The 25,407-nt window shown below is 46.5% G+C and carries 26 protein-coding genes and 1 pseudogene; 17 read left to right on the forward strand and 10 right to left on the reverse strand.

Going from position 1 to position 25,407, the window contains the following annotated elements; genetic code table 11:
• The 3 genes from QUA97_RS17700 to QUA97_RS17710 all read left to right on the forward strand — a co-directional run.
• The coding region (locus QUA97_RS17700; protein ID WP_333195384.1) for a hypothetical protein at nt 1-194 on the forward strand (194 nt) is incomplete at its 5' end.
• A gap of 9 nt (nt 195-203) precedes the next feature.
• On the forward strand, nt 204-1,025 hold the full coding sequence (locus tag QUA97_RS17705; protein WP_333195385.1) for a SirB1 family protein: 822 nt from the start codon (nt 204-206) through the stop codon (nt 1,023-1,025).
• A 253-nt stretch (nt 1,026-1,278) separates the two neighbouring features.
• Entirely contained in the window at nt 1,279-1,956 is a 678-nt protein-coding gene (locus QUA97_RS17710) for an alpha/beta hydrolase (RefSeq protein WP_194067846.1), read from the forward strand.
• Between the two features lie 98 nt (nt 1,957-2,054).
• On the opposite strand, the gene QUA97_RS17715 is transcribed toward QUA97_RS17710, so the two are convergent.
• The gene (locus QUA97_RS17715) at nt 2,055-2,519 is read right to left on the reverse strand and encodes an SRPBCC family protein (protein WP_194067847.1); all 465 of its coding nucleotides are present in this window, start codon (nt 2,517-2,519) and stop codon (nt 2,055-2,057) included.
• 77 nt (nt 2,520-2,596) lie between these two features.
• Between QUA97_RS17715 and QUA97_RS17720 the strand changes: the two genes are divergently transcribed.
• On the forward strand, nt 2,597-4,294 hold the full coding sequence (locus QUA97_RS17720) for a mechanosensitive ion channel (protein WP_194067848.1): 1,698 nt from the start codon (nt 2,597-2,599) through the stop codon (nt 4,292-4,294).
• A 557-nt stretch (nt 4,295-4,851) separates the two neighbouring features.
• Here the strand turns inward: QUA97_RS17720 and QUA97_RS17725 are convergent.
• The 4 genes from QUA97_RS17725 to QUA97_RS17740 form a co-directional block, all read right to left on the reverse strand.
• Nucleotides 4,852-7,461, reverse strand: coding sequence for a polynucleotide kinase-phosphatase (locus tag QUA97_RS17725; protein ID WP_333195388.1), 2,610 nt, complete (start codon nt 7,459-7,461; stop codon nt 4,852-4,854).
• A 178-nt stretch (nt 7,462-7,639) separates the two neighbouring features.
• Nucleotides 7,640-7,897 carry an AbrB/MazE/SpoVT family DNA-binding domain-containing protein gene (locus QUA97_RS17730; RefSeq protein WP_333195389.1) on the reverse strand — a complete coding sequence of 86 codons (258 nt, stop codon included), beginning with the start codon at nt 7,895-7,897 and terminating at the stop codon, nt 7,640-7,642.
• Nucleotides 7,898-7,957: 60 nt separating this feature from the next.
• On the reverse strand, nt 7,958-9,442 hold the full coding sequence (locus QUA97_RS17735) for a 3' terminal RNA ribose 2'-O-methyltransferase Hen1 (protein ID WP_333195391.1): 1,485 nt from the start codon (nt 9,440-9,442) through the stop codon (nt 7,958-7,960).
• Nucleotides 9,443-9,856: 414 nt separating this feature from the next.
• On the reverse strand, nt 9,857-11,326 hold the full coding sequence (locus QUA97_RS17740; RefSeq protein WP_333195393.1) for a GTP-binding protein: 1,470 nt from the start codon (nt 11,324-11,326) through the stop codon (nt 9,857-9,859).
• Between the two features lie 472 nt (nt 11,327-11,798).
• Here QUA97_RS17740 and QUA97_RS17745 point away from each other — a divergent pair, with 472 nt between their 5' ends.
• Entirely contained in the window at nt 11,799-12,611 is an 813-nt protein-coding gene (locus QUA97_RS17745) for a CPBP family intramembrane glutamic endopeptidase (RefSeq protein ID WP_333195395.1), read from the forward strand.
• A 67-nt stretch (nt 12,612-12,678) separates the two neighbouring features.
• A complete protein-coding gene (locus QUA97_RS17750; protein ID WP_194067855.1) occupies nt 12,679-12,987 on the forward strand; it encodes an S-layer protein in 309 nt (102 codons plus the stop codon).
• A 355-nt stretch (nt 12,988-13,342) separates the two neighbouring features.
• Here QUA97_RS17750 and QUA97_RS17755 read toward each other — a convergent pair whose 3' ends face one another.
• The 4 genes from QUA97_RS17755 to psbH form a co-directional block, all read right to left on the reverse strand.
• A complete protein-coding gene (locus QUA97_RS17755; protein ID WP_194010069.1) occupies nt 13,343-13,609 on the reverse strand; it encodes a DUF3146 family protein in 267 nt (88 codons plus the stop codon).
• Entirely contained in the window at nt 13,606-14,268 is a 663-nt protein-coding gene (gene pth / locus QUA97_RS17760) for an aminoacyl-tRNA hydrolase (RefSeq protein ID WP_194010070.1), read from the reverse strand. Before pth ends, QUA97_RS17755 begins: the two co-directional genes overlap by 4 nt.
• A complete protein-coding gene (locus QUA97_RS17765) occupies nt 14,269-14,523 on the reverse strand; it encodes a TatA/E family twin arginine-targeting protein translocase (RefSeq protein WP_194010071.1) in 255 nt (84 codons plus the stop codon). It lies immediately after the preceding gene.
• Nucleotides 14,524-14,673: 150 nt separating this feature from the next.
• The gene (psbH, locus tag QUA97_RS17770) at nt 14,674-14,877 is read right to left on the reverse strand and encodes a photosystem II reaction center phosphoprotein PsbH (RefSeq protein ID WP_006633692.1); all 204 of its coding nucleotides are present in this window, start codon (nt 14,875-14,877) and stop codon (nt 14,674-14,676) included.
• A 233-nt stretch (nt 14,878-15,110) separates the two neighbouring features.
• Between psbH and psbN the strand changes: the two genes are divergently transcribed.
• From psbN to QUA97_RS17815, 9 genes are all read left to right on the forward strand, one after another.
• Nucleotides 15,111-15,242: a photosystem II reaction center protein PsbN gene (psbN, locus tag QUA97_RS17775; protein WP_194067856.1), complete on the forward strand. Its 132-nt coding sequence runs from the start codon at nt 15,111-15,113 to the stop codon at nt 15,240-15,242.
• A gap of 2 nt (nt 15,243-15,244) precedes the next feature.
• Entirely contained in the window at nt 15,245-15,484 is a 240-nt protein-coding gene (locus QUA97_RS17780; RefSeq protein WP_333195396.1) for a hypothetical protein, read from the forward strand.
• A gap of 85 nt (nt 15,485-15,569) precedes the next feature.
• Entirely contained in the window at nt 15,570-16,670 is a 1,101-nt protein-coding gene (aroC, locus tag QUA97_RS17785; RefSeq protein WP_333195397.1) for a chorismate synthase, read from the forward strand.
• 1 nt (nt 16,671) lies between these two features.
• Nucleotides 16,672-17,583 carry an MBL fold metallo-hydrolase gene (locus tag QUA97_RS17790; protein ID WP_194010074.1) on the forward strand — a complete coding sequence of 304 codons (912 nt, stop codon included), beginning with the start codon at nt 16,672-16,674 and terminating at the stop codon, nt 17,581-17,583.
• Nucleotides 17,584-17,754: 171 nt separating this feature from the next.
• On the forward strand, nt 17,755-17,988 hold the full coding sequence (locus QUA97_RS17795; RefSeq protein WP_194067859.1) for a hypothetical protein: 234 nt from the start codon (nt 17,755-17,757) through the stop codon (nt 17,986-17,988).
• A gap of 368 nt (nt 17,989-18,356) precedes the next feature.
• A complete protein-coding gene (locus QUA97_RS17800) occupies nt 18,357-19,352 on the forward strand; it encodes a hypothetical protein (RefSeq protein WP_194010076.1) in 996 nt (331 codons plus the stop codon).
• A gap of 571 nt (nt 19,353-19,923) precedes the next feature.
• Complete coding sequence (locus tag QUA97_RS17805) at nt 19,924-20,538, forward strand: class II aldolase/adducin family protein (RefSeq protein ID WP_194067860.1); 615 nt, start codon at nt 19,924-19,926, stop codon at nt 20,536-20,538.
• A 135-nt stretch (nt 20,539-20,673) separates the two neighbouring features.
• A complete protein-coding gene (locus QUA97_RS17810; protein WP_194010078.1) occupies nt 20,674-21,228 on the forward strand; it encodes an Npun_F5560 family protein in 555 nt (184 codons plus the stop codon).
• The gene (locus QUA97_RS17815; RefSeq protein ID WP_333195400.1) at nt 21,221-21,865 is read left to right on the forward strand and encodes a hypothetical protein; all 645 of its coding nucleotides are present in this window, start codon (nt 21,221-21,223) and stop codon (nt 21,863-21,865) included. The genes QUA97_RS17810 and QUA97_RS17815 overlap by 8 nt, the downstream gene beginning before the upstream one ends.
• A gap of 42 nt (nt 21,866-21,907) precedes the next feature.
• Here QUA97_RS17815 and QUA97_RS17820 read toward each other — a convergent pair.
• Nucleotides 21,908-22,344 (reverse strand): annotated as a pseudogene (locus QUA97_RS17820) (transposase); the annotation flags it as partial.
• Between the two features lie 82 nt (nt 22,345-22,426).
• Here QUA97_RS17820 and QUA97_RS17825 point away from each other — a divergent pair.
• Nucleotides 22,427-22,594 (forward strand): transposase, encoded by a 168-nt coding sequence (locus QUA97_RS17825; RefSeq protein WP_194067863.1) that lies wholly within the window; start codon nt 22,427-22,429, stop codon nt 22,592-22,594.
• A gap of 311 nt (nt 22,595-22,905) precedes the next feature.
• Nucleotides 22,906-25,083 (forward strand): hybrid sensor histidine kinase/response regulator, encoded by a 2,178-nt coding sequence (locus QUA97_RS17830; protein WP_333195403.1) that lies wholly within the window; start codon nt 22,906-22,908, stop codon nt 25,081-25,083.
• The last annotated feature ends 324 nt before the right edge of the window (nt 25,084-25,407 follow it).

Consider the following 25,407-nt stretch of genomic DNA (forward strand, 5'->3'; position numbering starts at 1 on the left):
ACCGCAGAGGGCGCAGAGAACGCAGAGAGGAGGAAAAGAGAGGTTTTGTTGAGGGTTTTTTGGGTGACAGGATATGCTGTTTTTTTTTTACCGCAGAGGGCGCAGAGAACGCAGAGAGGAGGAAAAGAGAGGTTTTGTTGAGGGTTTTTTGGGTGACAGGATATGCGGATAAAATGTTAATTAATGTTGAGTAAATTATTATTATGGATTTGACGATCGCCCGACAACTTTTTTACCAAGAAATTAATCAGCCAGACAACTCGATCGACCTGGCGAAAGCTGCTTTGTATGTGGCTTTGGAGGAATACCCGAATTTAGAGCTTCAAGCGTATTTAAATGTTCTCGATTCGATCGCCGATCGAGTGCGTTTGCGCCTCCCGCCACAGAATTATCCGCTGCGGATCATTCAAACTATTAACGGCTATTTGTATGAGGATTTGGAATTTTCGGGCAATGATGCTGATTATTATGACCCCCGCAATAGCTTTTTGAATCAAGTGCTCGATCGCCGTACTGGGATTCCGATTTCTTTATCTCTGGTTTATTTGGAGGTTGCTAAGCGCATTGATTTTCCGATGGTGGGGATTGGGATGCCGGGACATTTTTTGATTAAGCCGGATTTTGAAGATGCTGGGATTTTTGTGGATGCGTTTAATGGTGGCGAGATACTATTTCCTGAAGATTGTCAAGGGAGACTTTCTCAAATTTACGGTCAACCGATGGAGTTGCAACTGGCTTTTCTCGCCCCGGTAAGTACGCGGCAGTTGTTGGGGCGAATGCTGGGAAATTTGAAGGCGATTTATTTGCAGCAGCGTGATGCTTTGAGGGTGTTGGGAGCGATCGAACGGATTTTGCTGTTGTTTCCCGATGCGCTGTTGGAAAGGCGCGATCGCGGAATTCTTTTCTATCAAATGGGGCGTTTTTCTGAGGCGCGGCACGACTTGGAACTATACCTGACAAATGCTCCGAATGCTGAGGATGCTGCTGCAATTCGCCAATTGCTCGCAAGGCTCGATCGGAACTAAGTTAAATGGGCGATCGCACAACATCGCACCCCAAGCTACACTCGATAAGTTTTACAAAGTTCGATCGAATTTTTGCAAATCTGGACATAACATATAACCGAGAAATTAACACCTATCTTTTGATAGGTTACATTTGCTCGACCTGACTGTAAAATATTATGTCATTTACGGAACTCCTGACTCCACTTTCTCGACTGATACCCGCAGAGGCGATCGATCGAAACTGTATTTTGACGTAAAGAGGCACAAACCCATGAACTTTAAGTTTCAACAAAATTATCTCAACGGAATGCAACCACAGTCAGCCCATTTTACTAAAAAAATGTCAAAGTCTTTATCATTAGGTTTGGCACTTTTAATCTCGACAAGTGCAGTATTTCTGAACAGCAGCAAAGCCTTTGCACTAGACAATGTTACAGTAAAATACGGTGCTGTTGACGTAACTTTACCGATGAGCGATTTGCAAAGCTTTGCACAAACCGGCCAAGCATCACCTCAATTGCAAAGCGTTCTGAATCTGGCGAAACAAAAACCCGAAGCGGTGCGCGAAATATTAACGCGAGAAGTGGCTTTAGATTCCCAATTAGTAATGCGGCTGGCAAATACTTATTTTGGGGAAATTGTTTTCAAAGAATTGGGCGAGGTTGCTTATACGCCGACAACTCGGCTGCAAAGCGCGCCGGCACTGCGCGATGCTTTAGTCGCAGCTTCTAAAGATGGCAAAATATCGCTGATCGAAGTGATTCAAAATTACGGGCCTACCGCTTTAGAAGTGAATGGAGATCAAGCGATGGTAATCTATCAGCGAGTCATCAAAGATTTGCAAGATATGCAGGATATCTATAAGAATTCCCCAGCTTTGCAAAATACTGCTGGTCAAGCAAGGCAAATGATTTGTCAGCCAAATTCATCGCCGGGGGCTGGGAAGTAAATAATATCTATTACGGTTGCACTCATACATAATTGTTGACAGTCAACAGTCAACAGTCAACAATCATGTATAAGTGCAACTGGAATTGGTATTACCTATTAGCTATTACTAATTTTTTGAGATAATTGCTCCGCTACTCGTTTGAGTCGGCGGAGTTGGTCTTTCATATCTTTTTTTGTCAAAGAAGCTGCAAAGCTATTGAAACCAAATTTAATTAAAGGATTGGGGATTTGAAATTCAAAGCGGTTAATCAAAAGAGTTCCTTGGATGTGGGGCTGGCATTCCCAACGATCGCACCCTTGGAAAAATCCGTCAAACCCCCAAACAATTAAACCGGGTTGTCGCTCTAACACGACGCTGTTTAAAGTGGGTTGCAAAACCGGAATTTTTATGATGAACAAGCTGCGGCTTCCCACAGCAGTATCCCACTCGCCCTCTGGTTCGCAGCGCAGCATGGGATTGAGCCACTTGTGCATCAAAGTGCGATCGACTATACAGCGCTCCACCAAGGTGGCTGCAGCGCCAATTTCAATTGATTGCTCGAAAACTTGACGAATTGACATGAAAACCTGCAAGCTAGAAGCGTATTCTGACAGTTTTTTATCTGCCTTGTCAAATGTGACGTCAACCTGAGAAAAAAATGAATCAAACTTGGCAAGAAATAACTCAACAGATATCTAGTCCAATAGCGGTTATGTCCGATGGCTTACGCCCCGCTACGCTACGCCTTTTGGCGCAAGTCCAACCCACCCCGAATCCCCTGACAGATGCTGAACGCGGATTTAACGATTTTGTGGTGAGTTCAAACCTGGAAAATCTCCTCTGGGCGATCGGTATCCTGCTAATTGGCTTGATCGTATCAGCCCTTGTCTCATCTTTAGTCGGGGGATTGCTCAAGAAGACTACCATAGACAACCGACTGGCTGGTTGGATTACTGGCCGTCCGGCAGGAGAAGGCTCCCCGCAAGTGGAAAAATGGATTTCCGCTGCGGTATTCTGGATCATTTTTATCTTTTTCCTAGTTGCCTTTTTCAACCGGCTGAATCTAACGGCTGTCTCGCAACCCCTCAATACTTTTCTCAATCAAATTGCTGGTGCTTTGCCGAAGTTAGCTAAAGCCCTAATTTTTCTGGGGATTGCTTGGGTGTTGGCGACAATTGCCAGATTGGCTCTATCGCGGGCGATGCGGACTTTTGGCGTAGACGAGCGCTTGAATCAGCAGGTGGGGAATGCACCAAGCGAGAATCCTTTGCTGCTGAGCGAGACTCTGGCGAATGCGCTGTACTGGTTCATTTTTCTGCTGTTTTTGCCGTTGGTGCTCGAATCACTGGATTTGCAGCAGGCTTTGCTACCAGTTAATAATTTGCTCAACCAAATTTTGGCGGCAATTCCGAAAATCCTGGAAGCTTTGCTGATCGGGTTTGTGGGCTGGCTGCTGGCTCAAGTGGTGCAGCGGATTGTTACGAATCTGCTGGCTGCTGCTGGGGCGGACAGTTTGGGCGCTCGGTTTGGCATTTCCCGGAGTTCGGGCGGACAATCGCTGTCGTGGATTATCGGTACGATCGTCTACGTGTTGATTTTGATTCCCACGGCGATCGCAGCTTTGAACGCTTTGGACATCCAGGCGATTTCGCTGCCGGCCATCGCGATGCTCAACACGATTCTGGGCGCGCTTCCCAACATTTTCACAGCAGCCATAATTCTGGCAGTTGCTTACATTTTGGGGCGCTGGATCGGCGATTTGGTGACTAATATTTTCACCGGAATTGGGTTTAACAATATCTTTTCTTGGTTGGGAGTGCAGCCGAAACAGCCGCTGCGACTACCGCCGAGTTCGATCGATCCTGAAGCAACGATTCTGCAAGAACCGGATCTGCCGGCCCGCACGCCTTCGCAATTTGTCGGCATTGTGGTGCAGGTAGGCATCATGCTGTTTGCTGTGGTTGCTGCTACCGACGTGCTGGGGATTCCGGCGCTGACGGCGATTGTCAGCGGTATTGTGCTGGTTGCAGGTAGGGTGCTGGCCGGTTTGGTGGTATTTGCGATCGGCTTGTATTTGGCGAACCTAGCGTTTAGTTTGATTGCTAGTTCTGGAACTCGCCAAGCGCGGTTGTTGGGCCAAACGGCTCGCATCGCGATTATTGCTTTTGTTTCGGCCTTGGCGCTGCAACAAATGGGCATTGGCAGCGATATTGTGAATTTGGCTTTCGGGCTACTGCTAGGGGCGATCGCAGTTGGAATTGCTCTAGCCTTTGGTTTGGGTGGGCGCGAGATTGCGGCCAACGAACTTCGCCAATGGTTAGCGTCGTTTAAACAAGATAAAACGCCGCGTTTGTAACTCTATAAAATGGCGTTTGTAGTTGACAAACGCCATTTTATTGTTAGTTGTTAGTTGTTAGTTTTTATTTGTTATTTGTTAGTTGTTATTTGTTAGTTGTTAGTTGTTGGTTGTTATTTGTTATTTGTTATTTGTTATTTGTTATTTGTTATTTGTTATTTGTTATTTGTTATTTGTTAGTTGTTATTTGTTAGTTGTTAGTTGTTAGTTGTTAGTTGGTAGGGGCGGTGGATGGTGCGTGCCCGCCCTCAGTTGTTAGTTGTTATACAATTATGAAAATTAGTGCGACATAAAAATTATCAGCTATCGTCTGTTGGGAAACGGCACTGCCGTGTCCGGCCAGGGGTGAGAGCGCATGAACGATAATTTATATAAGATCGATCGCGCTCAGCAAGACTTTTTAAAATTGGCATTAGTTGTTGGTTATTGATTATTACTTAAGTGCTAAAATAAAATTAGCGATAACTGAAGAGGCTTAAACTGTGACAGTTTTCACTTCTATCGAACAATCAGAAATAGAATATCCCAGCAGCGATCGCCTGCTTTCTACCTTCAGATTACAGCCTCGGATCTACAGGTTCGCTCTCCATCGCTAAAACTCCGAAAACGCACTCGTGAACTTGTCTCAAAGGAGCGCCCGCCACAAATCTCTCCAATGATTCTACACCGAGAGCAAACTCTCGCAACGCTAAAGAACGCTTCCCGGAAAGCCCGCGCGATCGCAATTTTTCCAAATGCTCCGGCAAAGAATATTCCAAGCCGTAAATAATTCGCAAATACTCTTTACCGCGACATTTGATCGCAGGCTGTACCAGTCCTTTGCTATTGTTCACAATAAATTCCATCGGTTTAACCACCATCCCTTCGCCCCCAGCATCAGTCATTTTTTCCCACCATTGAATCCCTGCCAATTGACTGTCAAGATCGGCAATTCTAACTACTTTGTATTGAGTAGCTAACAGCAATTCTAGGTCAAAATTACAGATTTCTGCTATCTGTTCCATGTGCCAGCAGTGATTTTCGTCAGTGTGAACTTTTCCCTCGGTTGCCAAGATGTGGAAAGGCGCTAACTTGAGGTCAGATATGGATTTTACGGGCCAGCAGTAGCGCTGGTAGGCATTGACATAGCGATCGGCTAAATCGGCTCGTTCCCGGTAGCTAGCCAAGACAGAATCAACTGCAACTCCCCGCTGTTTTGCCTTTTCTAGCTGCTGAATCGCCTCTGCAAACCCGTGACGGGATGCGGTTCCCACGGCAGCATATTGTTCTTGCAATAAACCTTGAGCTTTGGCAGACCAAGGCATTAATTCGCAGTCCAAACAAACCCAATCAGTTTTAAATTTATCCCAAAAATTGCTGGCAGAAAGAGCGCGATTTACCCGCGTTAAAAACTCTGTTTCTAAGGTATAATTATCGAAGAAATGCCGACCTGTACGGGTGTAACAAATGCCAATGCTGTTGTTGAGAATCCCGAAGCGCCGTTTAGCCGCCGATTCATCTTGACAAACAATGACAACTGCACGGGAACCCATGTGCTTTTCTTCGCACACAACTGTCGATACGCCCTGCTGTTGGTAGTAGTTAAAGGCTTCGGCTGGATGTTCTAAAAGTCCCGGTTCTTTGGATGTCGCAGCGGGAGACATGGTGGGCGGCAAATAAATCAGCCATTTGGGATTGGCGGCAAATCTGCTCATTACTTCCAGGGCTGCGATCGCATTTTCTTCGCGAATTGCAATGTTACGTTGCAGCCTTGTTGAAATCATGCGTTTTCCGAGCACGTCGGAAATATCCAGCACATCGTCAAACTGCTGTTGGGCGGTCAGATTTGTGGCGAGAAAACTGTTGTCTGGAGTTGCAATGGATGGAAATGCGATCGGTTTGGCTGGTTCGCAGTAAATCATCGCAGCAGGAACGCTGACAAATTCTCTTTCAGGATACCGCAAAGCTGTTAGTTTGCCGCCGAAAACGCAGCCCGTATCAATATCAACAGTATTGTTCAACCATTCTGTTTCGGGAATCGGGGTATGTCCGTAAACAACAGCAGCTTGACCTCGATATTCGGCGGCCCAATTGTAGCGGACTGGTAAGCCGAATTCATCGATTTCGCCTGTGGTTTCTCCGTACAATGCGAAATCTCGAACGCGGGCCGATGCGCGTCCCTGAAGTTCTGCTTTCATTCCGGCGTGGGCGACGACTAATTTGCCACCGTCGAGGACGTAATGCCCGATTAAACTATCGAGAAATTGCCTAATTTCGCTAACTGCTAATTCGCGCAATTCATCGGGTAAATCTGCAATTTCTGCTAAGGTTTGTTCGAGTCCGTGGTTGATTTTGACATTTTTGCCGCTGAGTTTTCGCAGTAATTTGATGTCGTGATTTCCGGGGACACACAATGCTGTTGATGCGGCTACCATGTTGCGGACGAGTTTGAGGGTGTCGAGAATGCGGGGGCCTCGATCGACCAAATCGCCCAAAAACACGGCTTTACGCCCTTCTGGATGGGCGTAGGTGGGAAAATCCCAAAAGCCGGATGCGCTGGATTGTCCGACAATTTGATAGCCCAACTGTTGCAGCAATTGTGACAATTCGCCGCAGCATCCGTGAACGTCGCCGATGATGTCAAAGGGGCCTGTGTCCTGTTTGCGGTTGTTCCACAGCGGTTGTCTCTCGATTTGGGCTGCTGCGATGTCCTCTGGGGTGCGGAGGATGTGAACGTAGCGGAAGCCTTCGCGATCGAGATTTCGGAGCGATCGTCTTAAATTCTGAACGTGGCGGCGAATGACATGATTCCCAAAATTGCGGTTTGGACGCTGTTGATTGCGATCGGCACACAATTTCTCTGGCAAATCTAGCACAATTGCTACTAAAAAGCAATGATATTTTCGGGCTAATTCCAACAAAGGTTTGCGGCTTTCCTGCTGAACGTTCGTAGCATCAATCACAGTTAATTTTCCCGCAGCCAGACGTTTAGCAGCGATTAAATGCAGCACTTCAAAAGCATCAGCGGTGGCCGCTTGATTGTTTTCATCATCGGAAACCAGGCCGCGGCAGTAATCCGATGAAATGATTTCTGTCGGTTGGAAATGCTGGCGCGCAAAGGTGGATTTGCCGGAACCGGATGCACCGATCAGCAGGACTAAAGATAGTTCGGGAATCGTAATTTTCATTGTTTAATAATTGTGATTTATCTCGTTTTTGCTTGCATCAAGATTATTTAACCGCAGAGAGCGCAGAGAACACAGAGAGAGAGAATAGAGATAAATAATTCTAATGAAGAGCTGAATTGATATTACTCGTTGGCCGGCTTGTCAAGGTTAACTACAAAAATATCAAAAGGTTTGACTACTATTGCCACTCAAGCTCCTCCCACTCTGTAGCGGTGACATCATCAAGCAGGACATCATCATGTTGCTCTGCCATTTTTGCGAACGCTTCATCCCAACCTGCTCGCGGTTTTATAGCTGCACGAATGACGATCGGATCGCCCTGAACTTCGATTTCTACTGCTCCGCTAATACCAATTTGCTCTAACCAAGATTTGGGAATGTGAATGCCCTGAGAATTGTCAATTTCAACGATCCGGGTTTGAATAGATTTACTCATAGCTGAAGCCTGCATTTTTTCAACTTTAACTATATTGTAAGCACAAACAGACTGTCGAGATTATTTTGACTGGGTGAATATTGCCATTTGCGTAGGCGAACCCACTTCTAAATCCTCGGTTCCAACGGATCGAAACTCTACCCCAAAACCAAACCGTTCAGCAACTCCATTCGCCCAAGCCTGAAACTCCCCGCGCGTCCACTCAAAACGGTGATCGCGGTGGCGAAATTTACCCGCAGGCAAGTTTTCAAACCGAACATTGTACTCAATATTGGGAGTTGTGACGATCGCAATTTTCGGCCGCACAAACTCAAACAAAACCCGTTCAAAAGCAGCCAACCGTTCTAAATCCAGATGTTCGATCACTTCAATCACCGTTGCTGCGTCAAAATCCGTCAAGCGGCTGTCCCGATAAATCAGGGAACTTTGGATCAATTGTAAGCGAGATTGCTGTGCGGGAGAAAAGCGATCGACCTGCAATCGTTCCTTGGCGATTTCCAAAGCCCGAAAAGACACATCGACTCCGGTAATTTGGGCGATCGCACTTTCTTTCAAAAGCAATCGCAGCAGTTTTCCCTCACCGCAGCCCAAATCTACCACTCGCTGAGCACCGCTGGCTTTTAAAACAGTCATCACAGCTTCTAAACGCTGTTCGTTGAGGCTAATTCGCTGTTCTAAAACTTCCTCTTCTAAAGCACGAGAAACTTCGAGTTTTTCGGGATCTGTATTATCTTCTTCTGCTAATTGTGCAACAGCAAGGCGAGTCAAACGGCGCTGGCGTTTCAAATAGCGATCGGCAATTTGTTCGCGGGCGGGATGCGCGTTCAACCAACCTTCGCCGTGACGCAATAACTTCTCGATTTCATCATCGCCCACCCAATAATGTTTATCGTCGTCTAAGACAGGAATTAGTACATAAAGATGGCTCAACAAATCCGCCAACCGCACTGTATTTTGCAATTCCACAGCAAAGTAAGGACTCGCGCCCCACTCGGGAAATTGCTCGTCAAGAATCAGCGGTTTTGCTGTGACTTGATAGCCAAGCGGCTCAAACATTTGGCGCAGGAACTTCTCGCCGCCACGACAGGGTAAAACCGACAGCTTAACTGTCAACGGAAGGGCAGTTTCTGCGAGTTCCGGGCGGTCTTTGCAGCGCCCAGATAGGGCGGTACTAAAGACCTGGGCGAGGGCGACACTGAGAAAGGATGAGGCAACGTAGGGGCGATCGTTAACGTATTGTTCGAGCGGGCGATCGCCCGATTTCGACTTTCCCCGCACCAAAGCAACCGGATCGACATCTAACAGCAAAGCCGCCGTACACTTGTCTGCATTTGCTTCAGGATAAAACACGCTGGCTTGTCCGAAAGTCATCGGGAAGCATTGAAGGCGATCGGGATGTTTGTGCAGCAAATAGCCCAAATCTGTAGCAGGGACGCGAGTTGTGGAGATAGTTAATAACATAATATTAGGAATTGGGCATCGGGCATCGGGCATCGGGCCTAAAAGCATCGGGCCTAAAAGCATCGGGCATCGGGCATCGGGCATTGGGCATTGGGCATCGGGAATTGGTGTTTGTTATTGCATAATTGCTTCTTCTGACTAATGACTAATGACTACTGACTACTGACTACTGACTACTGACTACTAACTAATGACTACTGACTAATGACTACTGACTACTGACTACTGACTACTGACTACTGACTACTGACTAATGACTACTGACTACTGACTAATGACTAATGACTACTGACTACTGACTACTGACTACTGACTACTGACTACTAACTAATGACTACTGACTACTGACTACTGACTACTGACTACTGACTACTAACTAATGACTACTGACTACTAACTAATGACTACTGACTACTGACTACTGACTACTAACTAATGACTACTGACTAATGACTACTGACTACTGACTACTGACTACTGACTACTGACTACTGACTATTAAGATTGCGGTTTTTCCCCACTCCCCAAATTCAACTTAGCCCGCAACTCATCCTTAATCCGATTTAAAATAGAATCCTCATCCAAAGAAGACAAAATCTTGCTCACAACAGCCTTCGGCCCATCATCTCCCCAAGAAGCACCATTAGCCAAATAAGCCTTAGTAACTTGACCGATTCCGTAGCAAGAAACCCCAGCAATTGCAGCTTGAGTCACAGCCACAGAAAGATAAGGCCCCAAGGCCAAACCTCCCGTCGCCGGTGTCGCCAAACCCAACAATCCTTTCAAAGAACTTAAACCCAAATTAGCCAACAATTCCCCCGCAGTAATTCCCCCCATACTAATCGCAATCTTTTGCAGCAATTCCACCGCCCCCGCTTCCGTCATCGCAATGCCGTAAACTTTAGATAAAGTTAAGATCATCACCACATCAATTACCGCACCGCTGAGAATATCAACTACAGTAACTGGATTTAGGGCGATCGCCACAGCTTTAGTCATTACCCCATTCCAGATAATCCGGTTAGCCGCGTCTTCTCTAATCTCCATTTTTCGCTGCACCAACTGCTCGTTAATATCCCCCGCACAAAGCATCGTATTCAGCGCCACCAAAGATTTTCCTTCCCGGTCTAAAATCTCCAAAATCTTTAATTTTAAATCCTCAACTTGTGGTAAAGTACGAGTCATTTGCACGCTCATACTTCCGTCGGGACGGCGCACCGCCCGCGCCGTTAAAGGTGAAGCTGCAGCCATCACAATTTCATCGGGAGATAACAATTCTCTCACGCGATCGTCCCGAATTTTGTGATAAATTGCCAGCCTATCTGCATCGGGATACTGGTCAATTTTATTGAAAACTAATAACATCGGTTTTCCGGCTTCCCGCAACTGCGAAAGTGCTTGATATTCCACTTTCGTAATGTCGCCAGCAACTACAAACAATATCAAATCGGCTTGTTTTGCGACGCGGCGGGCTAAAAGTTCGCGAGTTTCGCCGTCAACTTCATCTATTCCCGGAGTGTCGATTAATTCTACTTGCGATAAACGGTAAATAACAGGCGAAAGTCGTAGCGTAGCGGGGCCTAAGCCATCGGGTAAATCGTCATCAATACCATCTCCGACATCCCACTGGCCAATAGTTGTGGTGCGAGTCACCCCGTGAGTCGGGCCAGTTTCAAACACATTTTGACCGAGTAGCGCGTTTAAAACCGAAGATTTCCCCCTTCCCACCATCCCAAACACAGCGATTTGCACGCAAGCGCGCTCTAGCTTGTCCAGCATGGTTTCCAAGCCGCCAATTTCCGGCTCCAGTCCAGTTCGCTCTTGTGGTGTCAAGTCGAGATTTTCTACTATATCTCGCAGAGCATCTTTAGCGCGGCGCAGGTTGAGTTCTGCTTGAATGTCTGCGAAACTTAATATTGTGTCGTCTAATTCGCGATCGACATTTGAGAAATCCGATACTTCAGTCATTGTTACCTGATGTTATAGCTTTGCTTTACTTAAAGTTTTAACCGATATGATGCCATTCTAGCTTTTTCCGTCTGCTTTGTACATTAGGGTACGGCAATGGCGTGTTTATAATCCGGGTAGGGAGACAGAAATGCTGTGTCCTAATCATGGTAAGGACACAGCATTTCTGTCTCCCTACAGAGGTTATGTCAAATCTATGTATATCTGGTAGAAAAACGGCATTGCCGTGTCCCTAATTTTGGTAAAAAAACGGCATTCTCCTGTCCCTAATCTTGGTAAAAAAATGGCATCGCCTTGTCCCTAATCCTGGGAAAAAAACGGCATTGCCCTGTCCCTAATCCTGGGAAAAAAATTGCATTGCCCTGTCCCTAATCCTGGTAGGGAAACGGCAATGCCGTTTCCTGACGCGGATTAGGACACAGCAATGCTGTGTCCCTACAGATATCATGTAAAACCTGTTTAATTTACAACAATGATTAACCTCATCAAAATAGCCAGTTATCCATTTCCTTTACGTGTGATAATTTTCCTATTAATCTTGCTAGCAATTTGGCTGCCCGTCGCAGCACCAATTTATCTCTTAGTTAAAGATAGTAACCTAGCAACTATTCTGACAATGGGATTGTTGTTTGTCGAATTTTTGTTCCTAGTGTGGCGCTGGGGAAAACAGGTTTACGGACAAACGCAATTGCTCAAAAGTTACGGTTTAGTCAATACGCGACAAAACGGTTTTGAGCTTTTGACTGGATTGGCGATCGGCATTTCGATAACTTTCACCCTATTTTTAGCGCAAGGACTGCTTGGCTTTGTCGCATGGCAAAATTCTGATAATTTGCCGAGAATCATCGCAGAAGGGCTGTTAAGCGCCCTTGGAGTCGGTTTTGCCGAGGAGTTGGTATTCCGGGGTTGGTTGCTGGACGAATTGCAGCGGGATTACAGTTATCAAATTTCTGTGCGGGCGAATAGCCTGGTATTTGCCCTATCTCATTTTATCAAATCTGTGGAGGGAATGCTGCGGACTTGGCCTCAGTTTCCGGGGTTGTTGCTGCTGGGTTTGATTCTGGTTTTGGCAAAGCGAAGCCGTCAAAATCGATTGGGTTTGTCGATCGGGCTTCATGCAGGTTTAGTCTGGGGATACTATATAATTAACGTCGCAGAGTTAGTGCGATATTCTGGCTCTGTTCCCGATTGGGTGACAGGAATTAACGGCAATCCGTTGGCTGGGGCAGTGGGGCTTTTGTTTTTGAGCGTATTGGCTGTGGGAATGCGAAAAATTAGTCAGTAGTCAGTTGGCAGTTGTTGGTTGTCGGTTGACTGTTGTCATTTTATCAATTCCCAATGACCAATTACCTATGAAACTCACGATTTTTGCCGCAGCTATACTGCTAATTAGTGCCAACTTTTCTGCTTCTGTAAAAGCACAAACTACCGCACAAGTCAAGCTAAATAATTCTTTAGTTCAAGTGCAGCCAACCCGCGAACAAATCCTCAATGCTTGCGTGCTCAATCAGGCTGAAACTCTGCCCAATCCTTTTACCGATGTGCCTTCCAATCACTGGGCTTACAAAGCGGTTTTGACGATGTATTATTGCGGCGCTTACCGAGAAGCAACCCCGCCTGCTTTAATTCAAGAATTGCTGCAATCACCACAAATCAACTGATGATCCCGCATTTCATCAGAGGCCAGAAACCGGGTTTTTTACGAAAATACTTGTTGAAAACCATAAATCTCGGAAAAACCCGGTTTCTTAGTTCGTAGCGTCAAGGCCAAAGAAACCGGGTTTTTGAGAGTTTTAGGGTGTGGTAACGAAGTATTTCTTAAAAAGTTTGGTTTCTGACTCAAGGTGTTTCCAGGCCAAAGAAACCGGGTTTTTGAGAGTTTTAGGGTGTGGTAACGAAGTATTTCTTAAAAAATTTGGTTTCTGACTCAAGGTGTTTCCAGGCCAAAGAAACTGGGTTTTTGAGAGGTTTAGGGTGTGGTAACGAAGTATTTCGTAAAAACCCGGTTTCTGAGTATTAAAACTGAGCCCTAACAGTAAACGAATAATCGCCGCCCGGTTCAAGCTGATAATCCCATTTTTCCAGAAAACGGTGCAGCGGTTCTTGAATCAATGCCCTACCCCGAGATGGTTCCAGTATCAGTGTTTTTTCTGCGGTGAAACGCCACTGAAACTGCCACTCAAAATTGCCGGCACTTACTTCACCCTCAATGGTGCCTTTTAGCCAAGATTGGCCAGTCACTCGGACATATGCAGTTGTTTCGGGCAAACGTCTCGAACTCACCTTTTTGTTTCCGCGTTTGTTTCTGCAATGGTACGATTGTTGTAAAGACTCATGGCTTTTTCTACTCCCTGGTGGAGGCTAAGCTCCACAGCTTCTACAACTAATTTAAGCACTTTCTCTACTAATTGACTTTCCTCTGAGGAAAATTTTCCTAATACGAAGGAAATCGTATCTTTGTCATTTTTAGCAGGATCGTTTTGAGGTTTGCCGATGCCAATCCGCAAGCGGGGAAATTTGTCTGTGCCCAAATGAGAAATTGTCGATTTCATGCCGTTGTGGCCGCCGGCTGAACCTGCTAGCCGCATTCTGAGTTTGCCGATCGGCAAATCCATATCGTCATATACTACTAATACGGACTCTGGAGGTATTTTGTACCAATCTGTGGCCGCCCGAATCGATTGGCCGGACAGGTTCATGTACGTCAACGGTTTCAGCAAGCGGATTTTCTGTCCCCGCGGCCGATTTCCCTCGCCAAATATGCCTTGAAATTTGCGGTTTTCTGACAGGGAAATTTGCCAAGATTTAGCCAAGGTATCCACTGCATTAAAGCCGATATTGTGTCGCGTGCGATCGTACTTTGGTTCTGGATTTCCCAAGCCAACTATTAGCTGGGGAATTATTAACTCCGCTGGTGTTTCCGACTTCTGAGTGTTATTCATCTAACTGTTTGCGGTATCTTCCTTGGCTGCCGCGATTTTTTCGGGTTCGGGCTTTTTGGTAGTTGCGACTGCTTCTTCTAACTGCTTGGCTTCCCGCGTAAACTCCGACTCAAAATCCCGCGAAGCGTCTTGAAATCCCCGCAGTGCTTTTCCGAAACTCCGACCGATTTCAGGTAATTTTTTCGGACCGAATACCAACAGGGCGATGGTAAAAATTACGGCCATTTCCGGCAAGCCAATTCCAAAAATATTCATGTTTTTTCTCCGGTATTTTGTTTAATTAATTAGCATTAAATTACGAGCCACTAACGGGAAAGGGCAAGGGGAAATGGGAAAATTTAGCTTTCACCCTTTCTCCTCTACCCTCAGCTTTTACTGTTAGCCTGACTGTTTCGCGCTCAAATTTTAGCGGCCGAGACTCGACCAATCGACATCCACATTCTCCAGAATCAGTGAAGAGTTGTAGATTTGCAAAATAATCAACAAGAACACGAAAAACAGTCCGATGAAAACGCTCATCAACAGGGTGGTTCCCCAACCAGGGGCTACCTTGCCGTATTCTGAGTTAAGGGGTTTGAGTATATCTCCTAACCAAGTCCGCTGTGCCATAAGTCACCTACAATGAATCTCTACAGAAAAGTTTGACATACTTCCACCGCTAATTGCGATCGCAATTTTTTAGACCCCCACTCCCCGACTCTGCCGCAGTCTCCGACTCTCCCCGTCTCCCCGTCTCCCCCGGATGCTGCCATACCCTACCCAGCCTAAAATCACTAGACTTTGAGACGGATTGTTATTTTTTGTAATATTATAGAGTGGATAACTCATAATTGCTCCCCAATATGGAACCAGCAGCATTTCTAGGTATTTCTCTCGGTATGTGTCTGGTGGCAATCACCGGCTTCACGATTTACACGGCTTTCGGCCCTCCCGCCAAGCAATTGAGAGATCCTTTTGAAGAACACGAAGATTAGAGATGAAGGAAGAAGGAAGAAGGAAGAGGGAAGAAGGAAGAAGGAAGTTCGGCAACGGATTATGTAACGGATGTAACGGATGTAACGGATGTAAGTCCGTCGGAAGAAGGAAGAAGGAAGAAGGAAGGTTTGCCCAATTTTCCCCCTCTCGCCCTCTCGCCCTCTCTCCCTCTCCCCTTCTCCGAAGCGATCGAACTTCTGCTTTGGCCCGATCGACCTTTCGCCTCCCCAGTCAATGCTAGATTCTGCAAAAATACAGTAAATCTCTATTGGAAAAATATATCTTCCAGTTAAAGTAAAAATTATCAGGTTTTAGGCGAAAGCACTATGGGCAACAGCTTCGGGCATTTATTTCGGATATCGACATTTGGGGAATCTCACGGCGGCGGTGTGGGAGTAGTAATAGACGGTTGTCCGCCCCTGGTGTCGCTAGACGCATCGGAAATTCAAGCGGAACTCGATCGCCGCCGCCCGGGCCAAAGCAAAATTACGACGCCCCGCAAAGAAGCAGATACCTGCGAAATTCTGTCGGGGGTGTTTGAAGGCAAAACTCTGGGAACTCCGATCGCAATTTTAGTCCGCAATCAAGACACTCGTCCTCAAGATTACGGCGAAATGGCGACAACTTACCGCCCTTCCCACGCCGACGCTACCTACGATGCTAAGTACGGAATTCGGAACTGGCAAGGCGGAGGTCGAAGTTCGGCGAGGGAAACTATTGGTAGAGTAGCAGCAGGGGCGATCGCCAAAAAAATTCTCTCTCAATCCGCTGGAGTCGAAATCGTCGGCTACGTCAAACGCATCAAACACTTAGAATGCGTCGCCGACCCGGACACTGTTACCTTAGAACAAGTAGAAAGCAACATCGTCCGCTGTCCCGATGCCGACTGCGCCGAAAGAATGATTGAACTAATCGAAAAAGTTCGCGACAACGGAGATTCGATCGGCGGTGTAGTCGAATGCGTCGCCCGCAACGTACCCAAAGGTCTGGGAATGCCCGTATTCGACAAACTCGAAGCCGACTTGGCCAAAGCGATCGTGTCCTTGCCCGCCTGCAAAGGCTTTGAAATTGGTTCTGGCTTTGCCGGGACTATGCTTTTGGGCAGCGAACACAATGATGAATACTATACTGATGAACAAGGGGCAATTCGTACAGTGACGAATCGTTCCGGCGGAATTCAGGGTGGCATTGCTAACGGTGAAAATATCATTCTGCGGGCGGCCTTCAAACCAACTGCGACAATTCGCCAGCAGCAGCGCACAGTTACCCGAGAGGGTGAAGCAACGCTGCTAGCGGCCAAAGGACGGCACGACCCTTGCGTTTTGCCAAGAGCTGTGCCAATGGTGGAAGCAATGGTAGCTTTAGTGTTGTGCGACCATCTGCTGCGCCATCACGGACAATGTGGAACCTTAAAGTCTGAATTTTAAAATGGAAATCAGCTTGTCCTCTGTAGCGGCAACTCCCGTTGATTGCCCTCAACCCTCGGAATCAATAAAAGGTATGGATGATTTTGTCGTACAGTTCTGGGGCGTGCGGGGCAGTGTTCCGACACCAGGATCGGAAACTGTTCGCTACGGCGGAAATACTTCTTGTTTGGAAATGCGAGTAGCTGGCAAACGCTTGATTTTTGACGGCGGAACAGGCTTGCGGATGCTGGGAGACCAGTTGATGCAAGAAATGCCGGTGCAAGCTTATATGTTTTTTACTCACTATCACTGGGATCACATTCAAGGTTTCCCGCTGTTCGCCCCAGCTTTTATCCGCGGCAATAGGTTTGATATTTATGGGGCGATTCCGCCGGATGGAGATTGTCTCAAAAGGCATTTTGTGGAACGGATTCTGCACTCGAATTCGCCGGTGCCGCTGATGGGTTTGCCTGCAGATTTGAATTTCTACGAACTCAATCACAACCAGACGATGATGCTGGACGATATTGAGATTAGGACTGGTTCTCTGAATCACCCGAATACTGCTATGGGATATCGGGTGAGTTGGCAGGGACGTTCGGTGGTTTACTGTTCTGATACGGAGCATTTTCCCGATCGACTAGATGAGAATGTCTACAATTTGGCCCTCGACGCTGATGTGCTGATCTACGATGCGATGTACACCGACGAGGAATATCACAATCCCAAGTCTCCGAAGGTGGGTTGGGGACACTCGACTTGGCAGGAAGCGGTGAGAATGGCTAAGGAAGCAAGGGTGAAACGAGTGGTGATTTTTCACCACGATCCGGCTCATACTGACGATTTTCTCGATCGCATCGCCGAAGATGTGCAAATCGCTTTCCCCAAGGCTGTCATGGCCCGCGAGGGTCTTATTTTGCCGATCGGCTTCTGAACTTTCGTCGGTACGGTCGATCGCTCATAACTTTATCCTACGATCGTTTTTTGATGTGGAGCAGGTCTTGTGGCCCGCTCCACAACTTTTTTATTTTTAGCAAATACTGTTAGTGCGTGGTATAATTCTGGGCTAGTAACTTTTTAGGAAGAATATTTAAGTTTTTTTTGATTGTTTTACTCGCTCTTATTTGAGAAGCTCGGCAAAATTAGCAGTTTGTTAATCGCGATCGCGCGGGTGGATCGTAATTGCGATCGCTGTGAATGTGCCGTGACAAGAAGTATCGAGTTTGAGGGCATCTCAGATGAGAACGAAGTGCCGTACAACCTGCGGGCGATCGCAGGATCGAGCCACAACCCACCCGCGCGATCGCTTCCGCAAAACGCACACCAAGAAGTAAAATAATTGGAGGATTGCAGCAGGCGAAAAAGTGAAAGTTTTAAGTGTCAACAAACACGGCGAGGCTCCGCAAGATTTCACTCTCGCACGAGGCTCCCCAATTGGCAACAAACTTGACTTTATCATCGTCATACCTGCAATTTTTTGAGTAATTCCTAAACAAAAAAGCTGAGGTTATAGTTAGGAAAAAACACAGGTACGTTGCTTTTTTGGAAACATGAATATTTGCAACTCTGAAAAGCCGATCTGAGAGCTTTTCGCTACAATCTGAGTGATTTTTCCGCAGTCAATTTCATTCAAAAGAAAGAGACGATCGCTCTTTGGTTTGGGACTAGCTGCAACAGCAAAGTGAATGTTATGACTTGACTATCAAAATGGGAAATTTACGTTTTAGATCTTCAGCAAATCAGTACAGATGGATTGCCCTAGGCAGTTTTGCTGTAATTATGGGTATTTCAGGGGCATTAGCCTACCGCCTAGCTCCGCTGCCGGGATTCCTGGCTCAAGGCACTCTGGCTTCTAATAATCCGCCAGTCAAATTTTCGAGCACGGGCGCGACAATTCTCAAGCAGGGAGAGCAACTGACTCCCGATGTTCTGCTGGCAGATAATGTTGTCAAAGCAGTCGCAGATGCAGTTAAGCTGTCGCCTCAGCAAGTTCGACAAAATGCTAGCGTCAAGATTTCTAAGCCGGAAGAACCTCTACAGATTGCTGTTGGGTATCGCTCGCTCGATCGGGATCAAGCAGTGCAAACGGCGGATATGTTGATGAAAGGCATGGTTGAAAAAAGCCGCCTGATTAACAGATATCGGTGGCAATCAGTCAATCAGTCGCTCAACCAACGCTTGGCAAAAGTCACTCAAGACCTCAAACAAGCTCAACAACAACTCGACCAATACGAAAGAGAGCGCGCTCGCCTGTTGCAGCAAATGAAGCTTCAGCAAGACTTTTACAACAAAACTCAGCTCGCGATGGCGGATACGCAAGCGTCGGAAAAAGAAATGGTGAGCAGTTTGGCTGCCGCGACAGCGCCGCAAATTGTGGCCACACCCACGAGCGATCCGACTGTGCCTCTGATTTTGGGAGTTGGGCTGCTGTTGGCGATTTTGGTAAGTCGCGGTTTGATTCCTTCGGTGGCAGATTGGCAGCACAAAACAGCTTTTCAGCGAGAAGAGAGCGAAAGGCTCCAAAGTGCTTTGTACCGACTGATCAAAGAAAACCGCGGCGAAATCACTTTGGTGCGGTTTGCGATGGAGACGCGGCTGTCGCCGGATGTCGCCCAGCGTTTTTTGAACGAACAAGCTGAAATCTTTAATGCCAATTGCGAAATTAAAGACGACGGCAGTATCTTGTATCACTTCCACATTTAAAAGGTGGCAGGCGCGCTCGCTCCACAGAAAACCCAGAGCCGATCGGGCATTCACTGCTCGATCGGTTTGCCTTTTGGGTAATTAGTTAAAAAATCTTTAAGATATGTAATTTGGTTGTTCCGTTTGCTTCCCTGTATGTATAATGAAAAAAAATACGTAAATATACGGTTGCTTTTTACTTGAGTTACCTATAAAGGCATAGTTTCTCGTTAAATGTTTCTTAGGGAGTAACTCAGCTCAGTATAAATGCTGTAGTCTAAAGCTATAAGTTGTTCGGGGTGTTACATAGTTTCACAGAAGAAATTAGCTCTGGCCAGAGCCTGCAATCAAGCTCCCAGCCTGAAAACGTACTTTTTACATTTAACTTTTGCAATCACCAGTTGAGGCTAAACCTATGATATTTGGAATAATTGGCTCTTCTTTCGTAGCTTACTTTTTGTTGATGTCGATCGCCAACTACGGCGACACTGGAATGTAGACTAGACCCAGCCGGCAAAAAAGCAGTTTGACAAATTCGGTAAAGTATTTGAGCCAGCCGTGTCTGTCGTGTCCGCAATTTGCAGGAAAATCAATGGATGAAGGAGTCGTTAAGTACCGCTGTGACTGGAAAGAGGCAGACCCTGTAGCTGCCGGGGACATAGCAGATTTGATGGACTGGCGCGATCGACTCCACTCTTGGGGACTAATTGCCGTCTACGAAAATGGCATCGGGTTTGGGAACGTCAGCGTCAGGATTGGCAATTCTTGCCAGTTCGTGATTTCCGGCACCCAGACAGCACACTTGCCGCAGCTAGGGCCAGAATCCTACTGTACTGTTTCCGAATTTAACTTAGAACAAAATTTCCTCTGCTGCCGGGGCCCAGTACCAGCTTCGTCGGAGTCCCTGACTCACGCAGCACTTTACCTTCACGCTAGCGATGTGGGGGCGATTATTCACATCCACAATCCTCAACTCTGGCAACAACTGCTGTTTAAAATTCCTACTACTAGAAAAGAAATACCTTACGGCACTCCTCAAATGGCCTTAGAAATGTTTAGACTTTTTGAGGAGGAGAATCTCGCCGATCGCAAAATTCTGGCGATGGCCGGTCACGAGGACGGAATTATCTGTTTTGGCAGCACTTTGGACGAAGCTGGGAAAGTGCTCTCGACTGCGATCGGTGAGACCAGATCTGCGTTAAACTGAGCTTGATCCTTGGCTGATGCTCGATCGCTCCAACGCGCCGACACAGCTTAAAAACTTTGACCGTGCGTCTTGCCTGTTCGGTAAGGGAAAGATATTTTAAAGAAACACATTTTATAGCAAAAGCTGAGAGTCATCGTGAATCTAACTAAACTTGTAAGCTCAAAAGAACTGCAATCCGAGGTATCTCGTCTCACCGAAGAGCTGCAAATGCGCGACCAATTGGTGCAGCAGTTGTCTCAAGAACTTTTCAGACTGGTGAAGGGAAATACGAGTTTTGTTCCTGCGCCGGAAGTTTCCGATCGCCACCAAGCTCAAATGCAGGCGATGCGCGAACAACTGCAAGCTGTTGAAGAACAGGTGGGTTTTTATCAAGAACAAATCGCCGATCGGGATGCTGAGGTTTACCAACTGCGGCAGTCAGTGCAAGAATTGACCGATCGCTCTCGGATGCTCGAACAAGTTGTTCAGGAATTGCCAGGGGTTTACCGCCAGAAGTTTGCCGAACGGATCGAGCCGATTAAGGAAAAGCTGGATCAACTGCAAAAGGAAAACCGCCAATTGCATACAGAGTTGCAAAGCGTGACTTACCGTCTGGCGGTTCGCAATCGCAAGGCTAAGGGCTTGGATCTGCCTAGTGTCGATCCTGATGACGATCGCGGGATTCAAATGCCGAGCTTTGGCAATGTCTGAGGTTTTGATTGTGACGGGTGACGGGCAAAAAGTAGCAGCAAGTCTCCTTGAGGCGATCGCTCGATCTCATCCTTTAACCGAAGTCAATATCTGTGGAATTTCTGCACTCAATTCTGGAGCGATCGCCTCCGCTGGGGCGATCGTTTGTCCTATGACGCTGGATGTGCCGTCCGATCTGGTTTTTCCGGGTCAAGATGTGTTTAAATTTTGCCGCAATGTTGCGGTGGCGCGCGATCGAGTGGCTGAGGAACTGCTTTTTCCCGTCGGCGAGGGCAGTTTTTGGCTCCCTGTGGTGCACACAGCAAAGGGGCCGCTTTATGCTGAGGCGATCGCAGCAGAATCCGATAAATTGTCGGGCGAGTTGAGTTACCGTCAACCGCTGCATTTGTCGGATGTTTGGCGGCAGCAGTTGTACCAGTTAGCTTACCGCTTGTTGGTGGATATTTTAAATGCGCCTCCGGCGACTTATTTGATGCAGTTTGGGTTTGTAGGGGAGAGGATTTTGTTCGATCGACTTTGGCCTTTTCCGGCTGCACCTGCGATCGCCTCTGTGGGCCTTCAAGTGCCAGATTTATTTATCTGCCACTGGAATTGCTTGACAAATCAACCGATTTATGATATAAAAATTACTTCTTGATGTTCCTAATGAGGACTTTAGTCCAATTGCACTGCTCAAGTCTTAATTAGGGATTGCTGAAAAAGTCAGAAAACAGCATATACTAAAATATAGTTTTTTCCTAATTATCCGAGACCGAAAACCGGAAAAAAGGTTTGTGTTGTGAAATAGACATAAACAAAGCCAAAAAGCCGGCCGTACCCAGGCGGAAATATTCATCACCAGAAAAATTATGGCGATGGTTGTTTCAGAAGTATTAGAAAATTTAGCCATGACTCTACCAAGGCTAAATCTTCTTTTACCTGCTCCAAATTTTTCCTCAATCAAATTACGAATTATTTCGTCAGACTTAGCTTGCTTCTTCTTTGACTTGCTGATATTTTTAGGTAGTCTTCTAGAGGAACGCCACTCATCCTAATCCCGATTTCTTTGCACCAAGCTCGATTTGACTGCGTTCGATATATGCAATATACATGAATTGATTCGGGATAGTAAGCTGTTGCTCATATAGATTGTCTATAGCGATTGAGGGGGGAGAGAGGGAGAGGATTTGACTATTTTTAATAGTCATCAAAATATACAATGCTTCGCAATCATATCGATGAAATTTGTAACTATTTCTTGAACCGAACAACGAGTGGTTGTAGGTCAGAAATCAACAATCGTCTCAAAGTGATTAAGCGTCAAGCCTATGGATTTGTTAATTTTGACAATTTTCGAGTTCGACTATTAGCTGGCTTTTCTAATTAGTTTTTATGAGCACCGCAAACCCCGAAGACCCCAAAAATTAATTTTTATTCACAATAATCAGGGATTTAAAAGCGATTTTTGCTGAATATAATGATTTAATTGTACGGTCGATCGCACTTTTAGACACTCCAAGTCGATCGCGCGATCGCCCTCCACAACCAGCAAGTGCCTCAGATCTCAAAGCCCGCAGATCGCCCTCACCCCCAACAAACGTAAAATTATGTCAAATTAAGTAAAGAGTTATAAAATAACTATTGGCAGACCAGCAGACAGTTATGACCGCAAAACTAAGAGCTACAGACACAAAAAAAATGGACACAGACTTGCAGCAGTTGAGCGCAGACCAAGAACTGATTCTCAACCAAGTAGACAATGCCATCGCTCTGTTCGACTCGTCTGAGTGCTTAGTTTTGTTTAACAAAAAATTGGCAGACACTTGGGAACTGTCCCCAGAATGGCTGGCCACAAAGCCCAAGTGCGAGTTGCTATTTGCCGAAATTGTCGATCGCGGTTACTTGTCGCTTCAGCAGTGGGAACAGTTTCAGGAAGCACTGAAAACATCTCAGGAACAAAATTTATCATTTTATTTCGAGCAATCCAACGGCATTTGTTTGGAAGTCTTCGCCACAATTACCAACAGCGGCGGGAGACTGTTTACCTTTCGAGACGTTACTGTATACCGAACATCCCAAGCTAGCTTGAACGCAGAAGTCAGAAGGCTGAGCTTTCTTTTAGGTTTAACAGAACGCCTGCAAAACTCTCACAGTTTGCAAGAAATAGGTAGGTTTGCCCTTAGCTATTTGGTAGAGGCGACGAATGCTGCTTTCGGAGACGTGAAAGTAATTAGCGGTTCGGGAAAAGACAGACAAGCGGCGGCAATTTCCAACCAAGTTTCTGGTCAATTTTTGGCTAGTTACGGGGAACCAGTCGCCGCCGGAATGCAAGAATTGCTAGACAAAGGTATTCCCTACGGCATCGGTTTGCTGTGGAAAGTGGTGGAAACCGGTCAACCTTTGTTTGTCGATGACTATGCCCAACATCCCAATGCTGTGCCACAATTTCGACATCCGGGAATCGGACAATTGGGCATTTTTCCGATCGCCTCTACCGACGGCACCATCATCGGAGTGTTGACGCTGGAGTCCCGCAACGTCAAAAAATTGCAAGCCTCCCTCCACCAAGAAGTGCTCACAGCGGCTTGTCGGACGCTGGGTACGGCGATCGAGCGGGCTCAGACACAAGAAAACCTCCGCCAAGTTAACGAACAATTAGAGTATTCTTCTCAATTGAAATCTGAGTTTTTAGCTTCGATGTCCCACGAATTGCGGACGCCTCTCAACAGCATTCTCGGATTTTCTGACTTGCTGCTGCGCCAAACAGCCGGACAGTTGAGCACTCGACAAATCAACTATGTAGAACTGATCGAAAAAAGCGGCCAGCACTTGTTGCAACTAATTAACGATATTCTCGATCTTTCTAAAATTGAAGCGGGGAAAGTAGAACTAAATTTGCTGCCAGTGCGCGTTCACGAACTCGCTACAGATTGTCTTAAAATGATTCAGCCGAGGGCAGAAAAAAAGCGGATTGCTTTGTCTTCAGAACTAGATTACCGCATTAATAAAGTTTTGATAGACGAACGGCGAGTGCGACAAATTGTGATTAATTTACTTTCCAATGCCATCAAATTTACACCGGAACAAGGACAAGTTAAACTCAGCGGGCGTTTGGCCTACGGCAGCGAAATCCAAGGCGATTATCGACCGGATTGTTCTCCTGTAAATGACAGCACTCCTTATTTTTGTTTGGAAGTGAAAGACTCCGGCATCGGCATTCCTCAAGACCGTTGGAACTTGCTATTTCGACCTTTTCAACAGGTAGATTCTTCCCTGACTAGGCGGCACGAAGGCACCGGTTTGGGTTTGGCCTTGACTAAGCGTTTGGCCGAACTGCACGGGGGGACTGTTTCTTTTCAATCTGTTTGCGATGTCGGCAGTGTGTTCCGCGTTTGGCTGCCTTTGACGGAGATGCGTCAAGAGTCGGGAAGCTTTGCTGCTTGTGCCTTGGATTCTAAGTTAATCCCTGCTTCTACGATCGCTTTGCCAATTGGTAGCAAGCGGATTTTGGTTGTGGAAGACCAGCCTTTTAACCAAATGTTAATTTCGGAGGTGATGGAATTGGAGGGCTACGGGGTAGAGATTATCGCGGATGGGAAGGCGATGGTCGATCGAATTTTGGCCGCTTCTACTGCGCCGGAGTTGCTGCCGGATTTGATTTTGATGGACATTCAATTGCCGGATGTTGACGGCTTTGAGTTGATGCGGCGAGTTAAGGCAGATCCTGTATGGGAGTCGGTACCGATGATTGCGGTGACGGCGATGGCGATGGCTGGCGATCGCGATCGATGTTTGGAAGCTGGCGCTTCTGGTTATTTGAGCAAGCCGCTGGATCTGAATTTGGCGATGGCTACTATCCGTTCTTTTCTCTCTTAAACAGTATTGACGCACCGGTGGTCAGAAACCGGTTTTTTTGCGAAAATACGCGCGTTGTAGCGCACAAATCGGGTAAAAAACCCGGTTTCTTTGGCAGAGTGCATAATACCAAGTTCGGCGTTTTTTTGTCATTTCGAGCGCAGCAAGGCAATCGAAGTATCTGTTTTTCACAGTGTTTTGCCTTGGATTCACTGCCACCAAGGTGTAATTTATTACATTTCATCATGGGAAAGGCTAAACTCAATAGTAGAGAAATTTTAAATTGAATGTAAAATCAATTTATCTTAACCGAACTCAAATATTTCGGCGATCGAGCGGGGGCAT

Source organism: Microcoleus sp. CZ3-B2 (genome assembly GCF_036705055.1).
Classification (GTDB): domain Bacteria; phylum Cyanobacteriota; class Cyanobacteriia; order Cyanobacteriales; family Microcoleaceae; genus Microcoleus.